The sequence below is a fragment of the Allokutzneria oryzae genome (assembly GCF_042429765.1).
GTDB lineage: Bacteria > Actinomycetota > Actinomycetes > Mycobacteriales > Pseudonocardiaceae > Allokutzneria > Allokutzneria oryzae.
Genome location: NZ_JBHLZU010000011.1, coordinates 26259 through 44616, shown reverse-complemented (window position 1 = coordinate 44616; position 18358 = coordinate 26259). Strand labels below are relative to the sequence as shown.

Below are 18358 nucleotides of genomic sequence, written 5' to 3'. Positions count from 1 at the left end.
AAGCGATCTCAGTCGAACTGCTTCCCCAGGTACTGCAGGCTCCGCTCGGTGTCGCGCACCGGCCGCCCCGCCGCTTCGGCGTCCCCCACCTGCAACGCGGTGTCCTGTTCCAGGACCCACCAACCGTCGTATCCGGCGCCGCGCAGGAACGCGACGATCCCGGCGATGTCCACGTCCCCGTCCCCGAGCGGGACGTACATGCCCTGGCCGACCGCCTTGGCGTAACCGAGCTCGCCGTCGCGCACGCGGTCCGCGAGATCGGCCCGGACGTCCTTGAGGTGCATGTGCCCGATGCGGTCGGCGTACTTGCGAGCCAGCTCGACCGGGTCGGTGCCGCCGATGAGCAGGTGCCCGGTGTCCAGGCACAGCTCCAGGTCGGAGTCGGCGAGGAAGCGGTCGACCTCCTCGGCGTTCTCCACGTGCGTGCCGACGTGCGGGTGCAGCACCGCCCGCAGTCCGTGCGCCGCCGCGATGTCGCGGATCCTGCCCGCCGTCGCGACCAGCGTCGCCCACTCCTCGTCGGTGAGCTCGGGGCGGTCGTCGTAGCCGTCGAGGCCGGTCGCGGCCGCGAGGACCAGGACCTCCGCCCCGGTCGCGGCGAGCAGCCTCGCGGTCCGCTCCGCCTCGTCCACAGTGGACTGCGCACCGGTGTGCAGCGGAACGGCGAGGAACCCGCCGATCATGCTGAGGCCGTAGCCGCCCAGCAGCTCCCGCAGCTCGGCCGGATCGGTCGGCAGGTACTCGGGCGGCCCCAGCTCGGTCGCCAGGACACCCAGACCCGCCATCTCGCCGAGCACGGTCTTCGCGTCGAGCACGTGCCCCCAGCCGGGGACTTCGCAGACGCCCCAGGAGATCGGCGCGGCGGCGATCTTCGGGCTCATCGGGATACCTCCACGGACTGGTCGACGCGCACCGGGTTCCCGGAACGACGGGAAGCGTCACAGGCGAGTGCTAGCTCAAGGCTGGTCAGGCTCTCCCGCGCCGGCGAGGGGTTCTCCGCCTTGCCTGCGACCACGTCGACGAACACCGACATCTCGTTGACGTAGGCATCGTGGAACCGCTCGATGAAGCCGGGGTACGCACCGGGACCGACCTTGGGGCCGTCGTTCTCCAAGGAGGACAGCGGGGTTCGCGGGTCGACGCCGACGGTCAGCGAGTCCTTGCTGCCCAGCACCTCGATGCGGTGGTCGTAGCCGAGCGGGTTGTGCCGTCCACCGGCGAGCGTCGCGTGCGCGCCACCGGCGAAGCGCAGCGTCACCACGGCGTTGTCCACGTCGTCGGCCTGCGCGAACGCGTCGTGCACGAGCACCGAACCCGCCGCGTAGACCTCGACGACCGGCTCGCCGACCAGCCACGGCACGGCGTCGAGGTCGTGGATCAGCAGGTCGCGGAAGATGCCGCCGGAGGCGGGCAGGTAGCCGAAGTCCGGCGGGTTCGCGTCGTGGCCGATCGCCCGGACGAGGTAGATCGTGCCGACGTCGCCTCCCCGGATACGGCGGTGCAGCTCCACCGTCGCGGGGTCGAAGCGCCGCTGGAAGCCGACGAGGACCTCAACCCCGGATGCCTCGACGTCGTTGACCAGCGCGCGCATCTGGTCGATGTCGCTGGCGATCGGCTTCTCGCACAGCGTGGGCACGCGCGCGGCGAGCGCACGGCGCAGCATGTCCGGGTGCGTGTCGGTCGGCGTCGCGAGCAGGACCCCGTCGGAGCCGGCCAGCAGGGCGTCGAGGTCGTCGACGTGCCGTACCGCGCCGCCGAGTGCGGCTGCCGCCTGCTCGGCGCGTCCGGGGACGGGGTCGAACAGCACGACCTCGTCGATCCGCTCCAGCGAGGCGAGGTTGGCGGCGTGCATGGTGCCGATCCGCCCAACTCCGGCTACTCCGATACGCATCCGATCTCCGTCTTCGTCCGGGCCGTTCGTCCAGTTCACTGCACTGGTGCCATTAGAGCGCTCTATTGGTTGGAGCGCTCTAATGCTGTAGCGTGCTCGACGACAGTGTCAAGGCTCACAACCCTGGTCGTTATCTCCGGACCGGTCAAGGAGGACGCTGTGGCTCGTCCGACGATGGAGGACGTCGCGCGCGTCGCGAACGTGTCGCGGGCGCTGGTCTCCCTGGTCATGCGGGGCTCCCCGAAGGTGAGCCAGCAGCGCCGCGCCGCGGTGCTCGAAGCGGCGGAGCAGTTGGGCTACTCGCCGCACGTGATGGCCCGCGCGTTGGCGAGCCGCACGTCAACGGTGCTCGGCGTGATGCTCTCCGACCTGCACAACCCGTTCTTCGCCGAGGTCGCGGAGGGCCTCGACTCCGCCGCGCGCGCCGAGGGCTTCGAGCTGATCATCAACTCCGGCGGGCGCAGCCCGGCACGCGAGCGCCGCGCGTTGAACAGCCTGCTGTCCTTCCGCCCCGCCGGGCTCGCACTGCTCGGCCCCGTCGTGTCCTCGGCCGCGATCGGCTCCGCGGCCGAAGAGACACCGGTCGTCCTGGTGTCCCGATCGTCTCGGCTGTCCACTGTGGACACGGTGAACGACGACGGCGAGGCCGGCTCGAAGATGGCGGTGGACCACCTTGTCTCCCTGGGGCACAGGCGGATCGCGCACCTCGACGGTGGCGGCGGCTCGCAGTCGGCGCTGCGCAGGCGCGGCTACCAGATCGCGATGCGCGAGCACGGGCTGGAGCCGGAGGTGATCCGCAGCGAGTACACCGACGCGGCGGGCGCCAGGGCGATCAAGGAGATGCTCGCGGCGCGCGGCTCCGTCGCACCGCCCACCGCGATCGTGGCGGCCAACGACTACAACGCGGTCGGCGCGATCTCCGCGCTGGAGGAGGCCGGCCTGCGCGTTCCGCACGACGTCTCGGTCATCGGCTACGACAACACCTCGCTGGCCTCGATGCGCCACGTCTCGCTGACCACGATCGACCAGCCGCGCAGTGAGATGGGGCGACTGGCCGCCGAGGCGCTGTTGCAGCGGGTGCGCGAGGGCAGGACCGATCCGGTCCGCCGACTGCTGCACCCCAAGCTGGTCACCCGATCCACGACGTGCCCACCACCCCACCAGGAGGAAGTGTGACCGGCTCAGTTCCGCACTGGATCGACGGCGCCCGCACCACGGGCTCCGCCACGCGGCGGGCCAGCGTGTTCCAGCCCGCGACCGGCGAGGTCGCCCGCGAGGTCGTGCTCGCCGACCAGTCCGATGTGGACGGAGCGGTCGCCTCGGCGGTGAAGGCAGCACAGGACTGGGGCGAGTCCTCGCTGTCCACCAGGGCGAAGGTGATGTTCGAGTTCCGCCAGCTGGTCAAGGCCAACCGCGCGGAGCTCGCCGAGATCATCACCGCCGAGCACGGCAAGGTGCTCTCCGACGCGGCGGGCGAGGTGCAGCGCGGCCTTGAGGTCGTCGAGTTCGCCTGCGGCATCCCGCACCTGCTCAAGGGCGAGCACTCCGAGCAGGTCTCGCGCGGTGTGGACGCCTACTCCGTGCGCCAGCCGCTCGGCGTGGTCGCGGGCATCACCCCGTTCAACTTCCCCGCGATGGTCCCGATGTGGATGTTCCCGCTGGCCATCGCGTGTGGCAACGCCTTCATCCTCAAGCCGTCCGAGCGCGATCCGTCCACCGCCGTGCGCCTTGCCGAGCTGTTCCAGGAGGCGGGTCTGCCCGACGGCGTGCTGAACGTCCTGCAGGGCGACGCCTTCGCGGTGAACGCGCTGCTGGACCACCCGGACGTCGCGGCGGCGTCCTTCGTCGGCTCGACACCGATCGCGCAGCACGTCTACGCGCGCGGAACCGCGGCGGGCAAGCGGGTCCAGGCGTTGGGCGGCGCGAAGAACCACATGGTGGTGCTGCCGGACGCGGACATCGACGGGGCCGCCGACGCGGCGGTCTCGGCGGGCTTCGGCTCGGCGGGCGAGCGGTGCATGGCGATCTCCGTCGTGGTCGCGGTCGGCGATGTCGCGGACGAGCTGGTCCCGGCGATCACGTCACGGATGGCGTCGCTGGTGACCGGTCCCGGGACCGATCCGGCCTCGCAGATGGGGCCGTTGGTGACTGACGTGCACCGCGACCGCGTCCAGTCCTATGTGGACGCCGGTGTGGCCTCGGGAGCCACCCTCGTCGTGGACGGGCGCGGCTACGCCCCCGAAGGGCACGAAGGCGGGTTCTGGCTGGCCCCGACGCTGTTCGACAACGTGGACCCGTCGATGTCGATCTACCAGGACGAGATCTTCGGCCCGGTGCTGTGCGTGGTCCGGGTCCCCACCCTGGACGCGGCCGTGCGGCTGGTGAACGCCAACCAGTACGGCAACGGCACGGCGATCTTCACCGGTGACGGCCTCGCGGCGCGCGAGTACCAGCGGCGCGTGCACGTCGGCATGATCGGGATGAACGTGCCGATCCCGGTGCCGATGGCCTACTACTCGTTCGGCGGCTGGAAGGACTCGCTGTTCGGCGACACCCACGTGCACGGAGCCGACGGAGTCCGCTTCTACACCCGCACCAAGGCGATCACCCAGCGCTGGCCCCGCCACCACGGCGTCGACCTGGGCTTCCCCACCCACACCTGACCGTCCCCACGGCCATTCGCGGGCTTATGGACCTCCCTGGAGCTCTCAACACGTCCATAAGCCCGCGAATGGCGGTCAGTGGCCTTCGATGAGGTGGAGGGCCAGGTCCGGGGAGAAGGTTCCGGCGGGGGTGTTCGGGGCGATGCCGCACTTGCCGTCGGAGTTGCCGGGGACCTTGACCCACAGCAGCATCTCCGCGCCGCCACCCCTGCGCGGGGCTTCGCCGAGCTTGCGGCCCGCCGGGTTGCACCACTGGCCGTTGGAGCCGTTGCCGTTGCGGCTCGTGTCGATCACGAAGGTCTTCGTGTGGCCCAAGTTCGCCAGCGCCGTGCGGAGTGCGTTGCCGTAGGTGACCGATCCCGCCGTCGTGTAGTAGTTCGACACGTTGAGCGCGAAGCCTCGGACGTTGGCGATGCCGACCTTGGTGAGGCGGTTGGCCATCTCGCCCGCGGCGATCCAGTTGGCGTTGCCCGCGTCCAAGTAGGTGAATGCTCTGGGGGCCTTGGCTTTCAGCTGCTCGGTGAAGTACTTCAACAGGTCGATCCGGGTCTGCTTCTCAGCAGGGTTCAGGCAGTCGAGCTGCGCGACGGCGTCGGGCTCGATGATCACTACCGCCGGGCGGGTGCCGATCGCCGCCGCGAAGGTGGAGCTCCACGCGCGGTACGCCTCGGGGCTGCCCGCGCCGCCACCGGAGTGGCTGCCGCAGTCGCGGCCGGGAATGTTGTACGCCACCAGTACCGGGAGCTTGTTGGCCGCGGCGGCGGTGCCCACGTGGGCGGCGACCGCGTTGACGTTCTGGGTGCCGATCCACTTCGCCGTCGGCTTGGTGGCGATCTCCGCGTTGACGCGGTCGCGGCGGGGGTCGTTCGGGTTGTCGCGAACCCACGTCGCAGGGGTGGAGTTCGGGTCGACGTAGAAGTCCGTTGGGGCCGCGTCGGTGATGAGAACGCTGCTCAGGACCGCTACCAGGAGAGATTTCAACATGGCTGCCGCCTTCGGAGTCCCGGGGCGGCGGTGCCACCACGCTATCCCCGGCAGCGCCTCCAGGCCAGTGGTTCGGGCCTGGAGGCGATCAGTGTGCAGGGAGGAGGTGGAGCGTCAGGATCCGTTGACCAACCGCATCGCGATCTCCGGCGTGAACTGGCCAGCCGGGGTGTTCGGGGCGATGCCGCACTTCCCGTCGGAGTCACCGGGAACCTTGACCCACAACAGCATCTCCGCGCCGCCACCCATCCGCGGAGCTTCGCCGAGCTTGCGACCCGCCGGGTTGCACCACTCACCGTTGGAACCGTTGCCGTTGCGGCTGACATCGACCACGAACGTCTTGCGGTGGCCGAGACCGGCCAGCGTGGAGTTGACCGCGTTGCCGTAGCTCACCGACTCCGCGGTGGTGCGGTAGTTGGAGACGTTGACCGCGAAGCCCCTGGTGTTGCCGATGCCCGCCTTGGTGAGGCGGTTGGCCATCTCCCCCGCCGCGATCCACGACGAGTTGCCGCCGTCGAGGTAGGTCATCGCGTTGGGCGCCTTGGCCTTGAGCTCGGCGGTGATGTGGTTCAGCAGGCCGAGGCGGACCTGCTTCTGCGTCGCGTCGAGGCAGTCGAGCTGGGCAACCGCGTCCGGTTCGACCACCACGATCGCCTGGCGGGAGCCGATCGCCGACGCGAACCGCGAGCTCCACGTGCGGTACGCCTCGGGGCTGCCCGCGCCGCCACCGGAGTGGCTGCCGCAGTCTCGGCCGGTGATGTTGTAGGCCACCAGCATCGGCAGCTTGTTGGCCGCGGCGGCAGCTCCGACGTATGCGGAGACGTCCGCGCTGATGTCGGAGTTCCAGTTGCCGAACCACTTCGCGATCGGCTTGTCCGCGATCGCCGACTTGATCCGCGCGGCGCGGGAGTCTCCTCCGTTCGCTTTCACCCATGCCGCCGGGTTCGACCCGGGATCGACGTAGAAGCCGTCGGCTGCCGCCGAGGCGGGTACGGCCCCCAACGCCATTCCGGCCACCGCGAACGCGGCGATGACTTTGAACTTCATGCCGTCCATCTTCTCTCCGAACTTCATTGTCGGGAAAGGGATGCAACGCACCTTTCCGTTATCGCAGACCGTGATCGGCGATAACCTGTGCGTACCAACGAGCACTGGACTTCGGCGTCCTCCGCTGCGTCGGATAATCGACGTGCACGATGCCGAAGCGCTTCGCATAGCCTTCGGCCCACTCGAAGTTGTCCAGCAACGACCAGCAGAAGTAGCCGCGCACGTCCACCCCCTGCGCGATCGCCGCGTGCACGGCGCGCAGGTGGGAGTCCAGGAATTCGACCCTGTCCGAATCCTCGACCTGGTCACCGATCAGCTCGTCAACGTATGCTGCACCGTTTTCGGTGATGTAGATCGGAAGATCGGAACGTTGCTGATGCAGACTCATCAATAGATCGGTCAGACCGCCAGGAACGACTTCCCAGCCCATGTCGGTGCGCGGCAGCCCGCGCGCGGGAAAACGTGCGGTCTCGGCGCCGATCCATTCCGTCGGCCCGGTGACGGGAACTCCGGAGTCGGTGACGTAGATGTCGCGGTAGTAGTTCACTCCGAGAAAGTCCACCGGTCGGCCGATGACGGCGAGGTCGCCGTCGGCGATGTGGTCGGCGAAGCCGTACGGCGCGAGGTCTTCGAGCACGTCGGCGGGATAGCGGCCGTGCAGCACCGGGTCCAGGAAAACGCGGTTCTGGAGCCCGTCCACGCGTCGGGCGATATCGGAGTCCTTCGCCTCGACCGGGACCACCGGGAACAAGTTGAGGGTGATGCCGGCCTGGGCCTGCGCCGCCGCGCTGCGGATCACGTCCATCGCCAGGCCGTGCGCGAGCATCAGGTGGTGGACGGCGGCCACGGTGGCACGGGGCTCAGTGCGGGCGGGCGCGTGCTTGCCCAGCGCATAGCCGAGGAACGCCGAGCACCACGGCTCGTTCAGGGTGATCCAGTTGTGGACGCGGTCACCGAGGCGCTCCAGCACCGACGCGGTGTACTCGGCGAACCGGTAGGCGGTGTCCCGGTTCGTCCAGCCGCCCTTGTCTTCGAGCGCCTGCGGGAGATCCCAGTGGTAGAGCGTGATCCACGGAGTGATTCCGCTGTCCAGCAGGGAGTCGACCAGGCGCTCGTAGAAGTCGAGCCCCCTCGCGTTCTCCGCGCCGCCGTCCGGCCGGACCCGTGGCCACGCCGTGGAGAGCCGGTATGCGTTGAGCCCCAACGCTTTCATCAGATCCACATCAGACCGGTAGCGCCGGTAGTGGTCGGCACCCGGCTCACCGGTGTCCCCGTTGACCACCGCTCCGGGTACCCGGCACAGGGTGTCCCAGATCGAGTCGGTGCGACCGTCGGCGTCGACCGAGCCCTCGACCTGGAACGCCGCCGTGGCCGCGCCCCACTGGAAGCCCGGGGGGAAGGACAGGCCGACTGAGGACTGCATCGGTTGTACGGACACGGTTTACCCCTTCACAGCACCCTGCATGATCCCGGCGACGATCTGCCTGCCGAGCACGACGAAGACGATGAGGATCGGGACGGTCGCGAGCGTGGTGCCCGCGAGGACCAGCGAGTAGTCGACGTAGTAGCCGCTCTGCAGCTTCTCCAGCGCGACCTGGACCGTGGGGTTCTCGGCGTTGAGCACGATCAACGGCCACAGGAAGTCGTTCCACGAGGTCATGAACGTGAACATGCCGAGGAACGCGGCGGCCGGGCGCACAGCGGGAAGGCACACGTGCCAGAACACGCGGATCATGCTGCAACCGTCCATCCGCGCCGCCTCGACCAGCTCGAACGGCAGTGCGTCCACTGTGTACTGACGCATCCAGAACACGCCGAGAGCGGTCACCAGGTTCGGCACGATGACCGCCTGCAAGCCGTTGGCCCAGCCGAACTCCGCCATCGCCAGGTACAGCGGGATGACGCCGAGCTGGGTCGGCACGGCGAGTGTGGCGACCACGAACACGAACAACGGGTCACGGCCGCGGAAGCGCAGCTTGGCGAAGGCGAACCCGGCCAGTGTGGAGAACAGGACCGTGGTCAGCGTGACCGTGCTCGCGACGACCAGGCTGTTGCCCAGCGCCTTCCAGAACGGGACGGAGTCGAACACCCGCTGCGCGTTGGCGAGGAAGTTCCCGCCAGGCAGCAGCGGCGGCGCCTTGTCGGTGAGCATCGAGCTGTCCCGGCTGGCGACCAGGAACGACCAGTAGAACGGGAAGGCGGAGCCGAGGACGAAGGCGGTCAGCATGCCGTAGACCCACACGCGGCGGCGCATCACCGCACCCCCGACCCGGCCGCGAGCCTGCGGGTGATCAGGAAGTTCACCCCTGCGATCGCGATGACCACCAGGAACAGCACCCACGCGATCGCCGAGGCGTAGCCGAGGTGCCCGCTCTCGAAGGCCGACTGGTACATGTACAGCGTGATCGTCTGGAACTGGTTGGACGATCCTCCGTTGTTGGAGCCGGGCATCGCGTCGAAGAGCTTCGGCTCGGTGAAGATCTGCAAACCACCGATGGTGGACGTGATCACGACGAAGACCAGCGTCGGCCGCAGCAGCGGCAGCGTCACGCTGACGAAGCGCCGCACCGGACCCGCACCGTCCACTGTGGCCGCTTCGTGCACCTCCTTCGGAATTGCCTGCATCGCCGCGAGCACGATCAGCGCGTTGTAGCCGGTCCAGCGCCAGTTCACCATCACCGCGATGGCGACGTGGCTGGCGAACCTGTCGGCCTGCCAGTCGATCCGGTCCAGGCCGAGCAGCTCAAGCAGGCTGTTCACCAGCCCGTAGTTGGGGCCGAAGAGGTTGGCGAAGATGATGCCGAGCGCCACGAGGCTGGCCACGTACGGCAGCAGGACCCCGACCCGCCACGCGGTCGGCGCGCGCAGCCGCGAGTTCAGCAGGGCCGCCAGCAGCACCGCGATCACGATCTGCGGGCCGCTGGAGAGCACGAAGATGCTCAGGGTGTTGGTCAGCGTCGTCCAGAACTGGCCGTCGGCGAACAGCGCGAGGTAGTTGTCGACGCCGACGAACGCGGGGTCGTCACCGAGCAGGTCCCAGTCGAACATCGACACATAAGCCGTGTACAGCAGGGGAAACAGGCCGACGAGCCCGAAGAGGATGAAGAACGGCGCGATGTAGAGGTACGGCGAGTACTTGACGTCCCACCGCGCGAGGCGCTGCCGCAGAGCGGTCACTTCGCCAGCTTCTTCGCACCGTCGACGAGCCGCTGCCAGCCCTCCCGCGGGGACAAGCCCTGCTCGACCGCCTGCAACGCGGGCGAGGTCACGTTCTCCTGGATCTTGCCGTCACCCGGCCCCTTGTACTGGGCCTTGCCGACCTTGCGCGCCTGGGTGGCGAACAGTTCGCCGCTGCGCACTCCACCGAAGTACTCGTTGGTGCTGCTCAGCAGTTCCGGCGCGCTCAACGCCCTGGTCTGGCTGGGAAAGGTGCCCGCCTTGAGGAACGCCTTCACCTGCTGTTCCGGGGCGGTCAGCCAGGCGGCGAGCTCGGCCGCCTCCTTGGGGTGCTTGCTCTGCTTGGGCACGGTGAGGAACGAGCCGCCCCAGTTGCCGCCGCCACCGGGGAACGCGTCGGTGACCGCCCACTTGCCCGCGTTGTCCGGGCCCGCCTGCTCCTTGATCACGCCGAGCATCCACGCCGGGCAGGTCTTGGTGGCGAAGGCCCCGGTCTTGAAACCGGAGTTCCACTCGTTGCTGAACGCCACGAGCTTCGCCGACTGTCCGCGCGCGCTGGCGGCGGTGACCTGCTCCCAGTTCTGTTTGACAGCAGCGTTGTTCTCGACCGTGAGCTTGTCCTGCCGGTCGAAGTAGCCGGTGTCGAGCTGGTTGTGCATCGCGTTGAAGATCTGCGCCGCGGAGTCGAACCACGCCTTGCCGCCGGACTTCGCCACGAACTGCTCGCCCGCCGCGAAGTAGCTCTGCCAGGTGGCGAACAGCGGCTTGACCGCCTCCGGCTCCGAGGGCAGGCCGGCGGCGGCGAAGAGGTCCTTGCGGTAGCACATCGCCATCGGGCCGATGTCGGTCCCGTAGCCGATCAGCGTGCCGTCCTTGGCCTTCGCGGCCTGGTACTTCCAGTCCAGCCAGCGGTCGGCGGTGACCGACTTCGGGCCGATCTCCTCCAGGTTGGCGAACAGCGACGGCCGCGCGAGGACGTCGGCGAGGTAGCCCTCCTCGACGGCCTGCACGTCGGCCAGCCCGGAGCCCGCGCCGAGCTTGGTGAACAACGCCTGGTGGTACGGCCCGCCCTGGCCGGTCTTGTGGTGGACGACCTTGATGCCCGGGTGCGCCGCCTCGTACTCGGCGAGCAGCTGTTCGTAGCCGAACTCGGTGAAGGTGCCGATGGTGAGCTCGATCCGGCCGTCATCGGCGGGACCGCCACCGCAGGCCGCCGTCGAGCCGAGAACCGCAAGAGCCGTCAGGAGGGTGAGCCGCTTTCGCACTGAGCACCTCGCTACTGGGGACGGAGACTGGGAGCGCTCCCAGGTCTCAGCGAGTGTGACCAAAGCCATGCGACAGGTCAAGAACAGGTTTCACGTCCGTTATCGGACGCAAATATTGGGAGCGCTCCCAAACGTGCTACGAGCAGCGGAATCCCAAACTGGGAGCGGTTTCAGAAAATCAGGACGACTGCCGGACGACGAGGCTGGTCGGCAGGGTCACGGCCTCGTCCGCCGGGTCGCCGGAGACGGCGTCGAGCAGCATCCGGACCATCCGGCGGCCCTGCTCGTCGATGGGCTGGCGGACCGTGGTCAGCGGTGGGTCGGCCCGCCGCGCGTGCTCGATGTCGTCGAAGCCGACCACGGCGACGTCCTCCGGGACCCGGCGCCCGCTGGCGCGCAGAGCCTCCAACGCCCCGACGGCCATCAGGTCCGAGGAGGCGAACACCGCGTCGAGCTCGGGCTCCCAGGACAGCAGCTGGCGCATGGCCTTCTCGCCACCGGAGACGCTGAAGTCCCCGTAGGCGATCACCGGGCGGCTCCGAGGGTCCAACGCCTGGTGGTAGCCGTTCTGCCGGTCGATCGACACGGCCATGTCCTGCGGACCGGCGATCATCGCGATCCGCTTCCGCCCGCGCTCGCGCAGGTGCTCGACCGCGAGCCGCGCGCCGCCGAGGTTGTCGGCGTCGACCCACAGGGTGTCCCTGGCCACCCGCAGCGGACGGCCGCCGTAGACCACCGGAACCGTGATGCTGCCGAGCATTCCCTCGCCGTGGGTGGAGGTGAGCAGCACGCCGTCGACGTGCCCGGCGCGGAGGAACCGGTCCAGCCGGGCGTGCTCCCGCTGCGACCGCACCATGATCACCATCAGCTGGACGTCGGTCTGGTCGAGCTCGTCGGCGACCGCGTGGATCAGGCCGGTGAGGTAGGGGTCGGTGAAGACCTTGGTGTCCGGCTCCTGCACCACCAGCGCGACCGCGCCGGTGCGCCTGGTGACCAGCGACCGGGCCGCCTGGTTGGGCACGTAGCCGGTCTGGGCGATGGCCCGCTCGACCGCGACGCGCAGGTCCGGGCGCACGTGCGGGAGGTTGTTGATCACACGCGAGACGGTCGACTTGGACACGCCCGCTACTGCGGCCACGGTCTCCAGGGTGGGGTTCTTCGCGGAAACCTCGGCCACAGAGTTCTCCCCCGTCACGTGCGCTCGGACGATGTTCCTCCGCCAGTGTGCACCCCTGGTCCCGGATACGGCGAGACGCCGGAGAGTCGGGGATCTCCGGCGTCTCGGTACGTCCGTGTCAGCGGTGCGTGGTCGCGGTGGGCTTCACCGTCTCGGTCCCGTGCGGAGCGGACGCCGTCGGCTGCGGGTCGTCGGTGCTCGGCAGCTTGGTGGGCGGCGCACCCGTGACCGGCGGCTTGGTCGTGGGGATGGAGGTGACCGGCGGCAGGCTCGTGGTGGGCGCGCCGGTGACCGGCGGCTTCGTCGTGGGAATGCTGGTGACCGGAGGCTTCACCGTTGTCGGCGACACCGAGACGGTGACCGGCGGGTTCGTGGTCGGCACACCCGCGGGCGGGGCGTCCGCCCCCGAGGTGAACGGCGCGGCGATGGCGGCGCCGCCGATGCCGACCACGACGACGCCCGCCGCGATGCCACCTGCGGCCCACGCGCGACCGCGGGAGACGCTGCGCTTGGCGGCGGCAAGAACGGACGTGGGGTGGAAGTTCATTGTGGGTTCCTCTCCGAGCGCGCGACCCAGCAGTGCCCGGGCCTCGGCGAACTCGCTCATGTCGGTCAGCTCCTCGTGGCTCACCGCTGTACCTCCAGAACCGCGTAGTCCCGCTGATCGGCGAGCGTCCTGCGCAGTGCTGCCAGGCCCTTGGACGCCTGGCTCTTCACGGTTCCCGGGGCGCAGCCGAGCAGGTTGGCGACCTCCTCGACCGACAGGTCCTCCCAGAACCGCAGCACCACGACCGCCCGCTGCCTGGCGGGCAGCGTGGCGAGGGCCCTCCTTAGGTCGAGGGCTTCCTCACTGCTCGCCGCGGGTATGGCCACTTCCGGAAGTTCGGCGGACGCGCGCTCCCGCCGCCTCCAGAACCGACGCGACTCGTCGATCGCGGTCCGCACAAGCACCTGGCGGGTGTAGGCGTCGAGCGACCCGGTTTTGTGGATCTTGGGCCACGCCTTGAACAGCTTGATCAGAGCTGCCTGCACCAGGTCCTCCGCGCGGTGCCAGTCACCGCACAGCAGGAACGCGGTTCGCCGCAGTGCGACGCCACGGGCTTGGACGAACTCGACGAACTCGGCGTCGCGATCGGTCACAGGGCCTCCAAACGGTCTCGCCCCCTGGATACGAGGTGAGACGCGTGAGGGGTTGCCCAGTCAGCCCACAATCAGGAAAGTGACCGTCGTCATGCCGTTACGCGAGGACGCTTCACGATCTTGCTGATCAGCGGCCACAGCAGGATCACCGCGATGATCGCGTAGACCACCACCGAGAACGTCGTGTTGACCAGGCCGGAGAGCTGGCCGTCGCTGATCTGCAACGCCCGCCGCATCTGCTGCTCGGCGTTGGGGCCGAGGATCACCCCGAGAACCGCGGGCAGCACCGGCAGCCCGAAGCGCCGCATCATGAACCCGAGCAGCCCGATCACGAACAGGATCACCAGGTCGAGCACCTCGCCGCCGACCGCGTACGCGCCGACGCTGGCGAAGAACAGGATGCCCGCGTAGAGGTAGGGCCTCGGCAGCCGCAGCAGCTTCGCCCACACCGGAGCCAGCGGCAGGTTGAGCACCAGCAGCAGCACCGTGCCGATGAACATGCTGGCGATCAGCGCCCACACCAGGCCGGACTCGCGCTCGAACAGCAGCGGTCCCGGCTGGATGCCGAACTGCTGGAACGCGGCGAGCATGACCGCGGCCACCGCCGTCGTCGGCAGGCCGAGCGTCAGCATCGAGACCATCGTGCCCGCGGCCGAGGCGCTCGCGGTGGCCTCCGGACCGGCGACGCCCTCGATCGCGCCCTTGCCCCACTCGTCCTTGTTCTTGGACAGCCTGCGTTCGGTCACATAGGACAGAAAGGTCGGGATCTCGGCTCCACCGGCGGGAATCGCGCCGAACGGGAAACCGATCATCGGCCCGCGCAGCCACGGCTTCCACGAGCGCCGCAGGTCCTCGCGGCCGAGCCAGGGGCGGCCGACCGGGATCGGCTCGCTCATCTTGCGGCGCAGGTGCGCTGCGACCCACAGGGACTCGCCGATCGCGAACAGGCCCACCGCGACCACGACCACGTCGATGCCGTCGGCCAGGTGCAGCGAGCCGAAGGTCAGCCGCTGCTGACCGGTCATGTCGTCCAGCCCGACGAGGCCGATCGCGAGGCCGATCAGCAGCGACGCGAAGCCCCGCACCCGCGAGCCGCCGAGCACCGAGGTCACCGCGATGAAGGCCAGCAGCATGATGGCGAAGTAGTCGGGGGCGCCGATGTCCACCGCGACCGAGGCCACGAACGGGGCGAGCAGCACGAGCAGCGTGGTGCCGACGACGCCGCCGACGAAGTGACCGATCGCGGCGGTGGCCAGTGCTTGCGCGCCCTTTCCCTTGCGCGCCATGGGATTTCCCTCGATCGCGGTGACCACCGCAGCGGTCTCGCCCGGGGTGTTCAGCAGGATCGAGGTGGTGGATCCGCCGAACATGCCGCCGTAGTAGATCCCGGCGAACATGATGAACGAGCCGGTCGGGTCGAGCCCGTAGGTCACCGGCAGCAGCAGCGCCACCGCCATCGCCGGGCCGATTCCCGGCAGGACGCCGATCGCGGTGCCGAGCAGCACGCCGATCACCGCGTAGAGCAGGTTGACCGGGGTCAGCGCGGTCCCGAAACCGTTGAGCAGCTGGGTCAACGTGTCCAACTCAGAGCACCCCCATCAGCGGGCCACCGGGCAGGTGCACTCCCAGCAGGTTGTTGAAGACCAGGTAGGTCACGATCGACAGGGCCGCGGCCACCAGGGGGTCGCGGACGAAGTTCCTGCTGCCCAGCGCGTAGGCGGAGCCCCAGAACAGCACCATCCCGGAGAGCGGGAAGCCGACGAGGTTGATCAGCACGATGTTCGCCAGGAACGCGGCGGCCAGCAGCAGCACGGTTCGCCAGTCGGCCGGGGCGTCGAGGTCGACGTCCTCACCGGCCTCGGCCTCACCCTTGCCACCGCGCAGGACGTCGCGCGTCAGCAGCACCGACACCAGCACCAGCAGCCCACCGACCAGGACCGGCACCGCCTTCGGCCCGACCGGGCCGCGCTGGGCGAAGTCGGTGGGGATGCTGATGGCGTCCACCAGCACCAAACCGCCCAACAGCAGCAGGAACGCGCACACCCACAGCTCGGGGTAGCGCCTCAGCTTCTCGGTCATGCGAGTCCCAGCTCCTTGAGCACGGAGGCGACACGGGCGTTCTCGGCGGCCAGGAACTCGCCGAACTTCTCGGCAGGGGCGAAGGCGTCGGTCCAGCCGTTGCGGGCGACCGCCTCCTTCCACTGCGCGGTGCCCTGGAGGTCCCGGAAGAGCTCGACGAGCAGCGCGCGGTCCTTGTCGGAGATCCCCGGCGGGGCGACGACCCCGCGCCAGTTGGTGAACTTCACGTCGATGCCCGCCTCGCTCAGTGTCGGCGCGTCGACCCCGGGAACCCGGTTCGGCCCGGTCACCGCGAGCACCCGCAGCGAACCCGCCTTGATCTGGTCGGCGTACTCGCCGATTCCCGAGACGCCAAAGGAGATCTTGCGGCCGAGCACCGCGGCGAGCAGCTCGCCGCCACCGTCGAACTGCACGTAGTTCACGGTCTTCGGGGGGAGCCCGACCGCCTTGGCCATCAGCATCGGCGCGAGGTGGTCCGGACCGCCCGGCGAGGAGCCGCCGCCCACCGGCACCGCGCCGGGGTTGGCCTTCCAGTCCGCGACGAGCTGACCGATGCTGCGGTACGGGGAGTCCTTGCCCACCACCACGATGTCGGGTTCCTCGGTGAGCTTCGCGATCGGCGTGGTGTCCTGGAGGGAGGACGGCGACTTGTTGGTGTAGACGCTGCCGACGACGCCGAGGCCCATGGACATCACGAGCTTGCCGTTGCCGCGCTCGTTGACCACCCTGCCGAGGCCGACCGTCCCGCCGGCGCCGGGCAGGTTGAAGACCTCGACGTTGCGGATGAGCTCGGCGTCCTCCATCGCCTTCGCCGCCGTGCGCGCGGTGATGTCGTAGCCACCGCCGGGCGCGTTGGGCACCAGCACCCGGACTCCGCGCAGCTGTCCTCCCGCGTCGGCGTCAGTGCCGGAGGTGACCAGCGGTGGCACCAGCAGCGCGGCCGCCACCGCCCCCACCGCGGCAAGCCAGTTGCGGACCCGCACTGTGATCCCCGCCTCTCCGTTGAGTCATGAGGTACGTCATCGTGCGGTCATCGGGCCGCAACGTCGCGCTTACGTGCGCAGCGATCGTTGTGGTCATTGTGTTCACGGCCGAGGTCCACCGCCCGCCGAGGCATGCCCACGTGCGGCTGTGCTCCCGCAGCGGGCGCTCCGGGAATGTCGCGGTCGTTCCACAAAGGACGGAGGTTCCCCACGTGCCAGGCACTGGCGGCGGCGGTGGACCGGGCCAAGCGCGACGGGCCGACAGCCTCGGTCGGACTGGTCGTGTCCTGCAAGTGGTAACACCACCTCACCACCCCCTGGCACCCTCACCCGCGTGCCCTCATTTCGCGTTATGGAGCCTTAGCGCGGATTGGGAGCGCTCTTTGGCGCATTAAGGTGACAAAACGCGAAAATCCCGACCACGCCAGCCAGCCCGCGCGTGCACGGGGGCACGGGCCTTGCTGGGGCTGTCACCGAAGGCGTGGCCGTTGCTCGCCGACGCCAGGACTTCATGCCGAACACGCCTACGCACCAAGAGTTCCTGGACATCGAGCGGCGGCTGCAGAAGGCCGTGCCGCGCTTCGGCCTGTCGGACGAGGGGGCGCACCGGCCGCACCCGTTGAAGGCGAAGGGCATTTCCGCCAACGCTGATCGCCGTCGGCGACCACGACGGCAACTCCGACACCATCGGCGCCGCCGCAGTCGCCGCGCAGCTGCCCGACGCACGCGCGCTCCGGCACGGCGACGGGCACGCCAACCGCGACCTGGGCACCGGGGCCCTCCCGGCGCCGGGCACCCGCTGCGGGGGCGAGCTGCCCACCACCGAAAGGCCATAACGCGACACCGCTTCGGGTGAATGCCTAGTGGTGAGGATTGACCAGGCAGCCGCGGCACACCACGTTGTCGCTGTGCCTCGCGCCGACGAGTCAGCTCCCGAGCTCCCCCTGCCTCCGGGGCCACGATGAACGCCGACCTCGCGGGGATGGTGGTGCGGGAGTGCGGGCGGCGCTGGCCCCGGGGCGCGACGCTGCCGCCCGGCAGGATGCTGCGGCCGATGCTGGTGCTGGAGTCCGCGATGGCCGTCGGCGGTGACCCCGTCCGGATCCTGCCCGCGGCCGTCGGCTTCGAGTGCGCCCACGTCGGCGGCCTGGTGCACGAGGAGATCATCGACCGCGACGCCGGGGCGGCGAACGCGATCGTCGCAGGCAACGCCCTGCTGTTCGAGTGGTTCCGCGCGCTCAGCGAGTGCGTCGACCGCGGCGTGCCGCCGGAGCGGGTCACCGAGGCGATGCGCATCCAGGCCAGCACCGGGATCGACTCGTGCCGGGGAACGGAGCTGGAGCTGACCAGTACCCTCCACAGTGGACTTGACGGCTACCTCCGGATGGCCAGGTTGAAGACCGCTGCCCCGCTGTCGGCGGCGTGCCGGGTCGGCGCGGTGCTCAGCGGCGCAACACCCGCGCAGACCAACGCGCTCGCCGAGTTCGGCGACGGGTTCGGGCTCGCCTGCCAGATCCGCGAGGACCTGCGGACCTACGAACGCAACGCCGAGGCGGTGGAGCGGGGCAACCGCGCCGACGTCCGCGTGCGCAGGCTCTCGCTGCCGGTGCTGCTCGCCTACGACGGGGCGGGCGCGCGCGACCGGGCGCGGATCGAACGGCTGCTCACGACGCGGTCCGGCTCCGACCGGCTGCTGGAGCTGGTGGAGATCGTCCGCCGCACCGACGCGTGCGGCACGGCGCTGCGAATGGCCGAGCAGCACGCGGCGCACGCGCGGACGGTGCTCACGGCGCTGCCACCGAGCGGGCACCGGGTCCGGCTCGCCGGGATGACCTCGCGGTTGGGCGCCACGGCCGACTACCGGGTTCACGTGGGCGAAGCCGGGCAGCCCCGTAGTGGCTACGCGGGCACCACGGTGAGCCGCTAGCGTCTTGGCCACTCAGCGACCGAAG

General features: G+C 69.6%; 17 protein-coding genes. 3 read left to right on the top strand and 14 right to left on the bottom strand.

All coding sequences use genetic code 11. The features are described from left to right. Positions 1-8: 8 nt before the first annotated feature. Positions 9-881, bottom strand: a complete 873-nt coding sequence (locus ACFFQA_RS13965; RefSeq protein WP_377852330.1) for a TIM barrel protein — start codon at positions 879-881, stop codon at positions 9-11. Beyond that, positions 878-1891: a Gfo/Idh/MocA family protein gene (locus ACFFQA_RS13960; protein WP_377852329.1), complete on the bottom strand. Its 1014-nt coding sequence runs from the start codon at positions 1889-1891 to the stop codon at positions 878-880. The genes ACFFQA_RS13965 and ACFFQA_RS13960 overlap by 4 nt, the downstream gene beginning before the upstream one ends. A 159-nt stretch (positions 1892-2050) precedes the next feature. Here ACFFQA_RS13960 and ACFFQA_RS13955 point away from each other — a divergent pair, with 159 nt between their 5' ends. Both ACFFQA_RS13955 and ACFFQA_RS13950 read left to right on the top strand, forming a co-directional pair. Beyond that, on the top strand, positions 2051-3067 hold the full coding sequence (locus ACFFQA_RS13955; protein WP_377852328.1) for a LacI family DNA-binding transcriptional regulator: 1017 nt from the start codon (positions 2051-2053) through the stop codon (positions 3065-3067). Then, complete coding sequence (locus ACFFQA_RS13950) at positions 3064-4554, top strand: CoA-acylating methylmalonate-semialdehyde dehydrogenase (protein WP_377852327.1); 1491 nt, start codon at positions 3064-3066, stop codon at positions 4552-4554. The genes ACFFQA_RS13955 and ACFFQA_RS13950 overlap by 4 nt, the downstream gene beginning before the upstream one ends. A 75-nt stretch (positions 4555-4629) precedes the next feature. Here the strand turns inward: ACFFQA_RS13950 and ACFFQA_RS13945 are convergent, their stop codons facing one another. The 12 genes from ACFFQA_RS13945 to ACFFQA_RS13890 form a co-directional block, all read right to left on the bottom strand. After that, entirely contained in the window at positions 4630-5538 is a 909-nt protein-coding gene (locus ACFFQA_RS13945; RefSeq protein WP_377852326.1) for a glycoside hydrolase family 6 protein, read from the bottom strand. Positions 5539-5652: 114 nt separating this feature from the next. Continuing rightward, positions 5653-6585 (bottom strand): glycoside hydrolase family 6 protein, encoded by a 933-nt coding sequence (locus tag ACFFQA_RS13940; RefSeq protein WP_377852325.1) that lies wholly within the window; start codon positions 6583-6585, stop codon positions 5653-5655. 58 nt (positions 6586-6643) lie between these two features. After that, entirely contained in the window at positions 6644-8008 is a 1365-nt protein-coding gene (locus ACFFQA_RS13935) for a GH1 family beta-glucosidase (RefSeq protein ID WP_377852633.1), read from the bottom strand. 18 nt (positions 8009-8026) lie between these two features. Further along, complete coding sequence (locus tag ACFFQA_RS13930; RefSeq protein ID WP_377852324.1) at positions 8027-8839, bottom strand: carbohydrate ABC transporter permease; 813 nt, start codon at positions 8837-8839, stop codon at positions 8027-8029. Then, complete coding sequence (locus tag ACFFQA_RS13925; RefSeq protein ID WP_377852323.1) at positions 8839-9762, bottom strand: carbohydrate ABC transporter permease; 924 nt, start codon at positions 9760-9762, stop codon at positions 8839-8841. Before ACFFQA_RS13925 ends, ACFFQA_RS13930 begins: the two co-directional genes overlap by 1 nt. Beyond that, complete coding sequence (locus ACFFQA_RS13920; RefSeq protein WP_446681679.1) at positions 9759-11027, bottom strand: ABC transporter substrate-binding protein; 1269 nt, start codon at positions 11025-11027, stop codon at positions 9759-9761. Before ACFFQA_RS13920 ends, ACFFQA_RS13925 begins: the two co-directional genes overlap by 4 nt. Before the next feature lie 178 nt (positions 11028-11205). Continuing rightward, positions 11206-12204 carry a LacI family DNA-binding transcriptional regulator gene (locus ACFFQA_RS13915; RefSeq protein WP_377852321.1) on the bottom strand — a complete coding sequence of 333 codons (999 nt, stop codon included), beginning with the start codon at positions 12202-12204 and terminating at the stop codon, positions 11206-11208. A gap of 118 nt (positions 12205-12322) precedes the next feature. After that, entirely contained in the window at positions 12323-12835 is a 513-nt protein-coding gene (locus ACFFQA_RS13910) for a hypothetical protein (protein WP_377852320.1), read from the bottom strand. Further along, positions 12832-13344 carry a SigE family RNA polymerase sigma factor gene (locus tag ACFFQA_RS13905; protein ID WP_377852319.1) on the bottom strand — a complete coding sequence of 171 codons (513 nt, stop codon included), beginning with the start codon at positions 13342-13344 and terminating at the stop codon, positions 12832-12834. Before ACFFQA_RS13905 ends, ACFFQA_RS13910 begins: the two co-directional genes overlap by 4 nt. 89 nt (positions 13345-13433) lie before the next feature. Further along, positions 13434-14927 carry a tripartite tricarboxylate transporter permease gene (locus tag ACFFQA_RS13900; protein WP_377852318.1) on the bottom strand — a complete coding sequence of 498 codons (1494 nt, stop codon included), beginning with the start codon at positions 14925-14927 and terminating at the stop codon, positions 13434-13436. 1 nt (position 14928) lies between these two features. Further along, on the bottom strand, positions 14929-15423 hold the full coding sequence (locus ACFFQA_RS13895; RefSeq protein ID WP_377852317.1) for a tripartite tricarboxylate transporter TctB family protein: 495 nt from the start codon (positions 15421-15423) through the stop codon (positions 14929-14931). Then, on the bottom strand, positions 15420-16406 hold the full coding sequence (locus ACFFQA_RS13890; RefSeq protein WP_377852316.1) for a Bug family tripartite tricarboxylate transporter substrate binding protein: 987 nt from the start codon (positions 16404-16406) through the stop codon (positions 15420-15422). Before ACFFQA_RS13890 ends, ACFFQA_RS13895 begins: the two co-directional genes overlap by 4 nt. 961 nt (positions 16407-17367) lie before the next feature. On the opposite strand from ACFFQA_RS13890, the gene ACFFQA_RS13885 reads away from it, so the two are divergent. Then, on the top strand, positions 17368-18333 hold the full coding sequence (locus tag ACFFQA_RS13885) for a polyprenyl synthetase family protein (protein WP_377852315.1): 966 nt from the start codon (positions 17368-17370) through the stop codon (positions 18331-18333). The last annotated feature ends 25 nt before the right edge of the window (positions 18334-18358 follow it).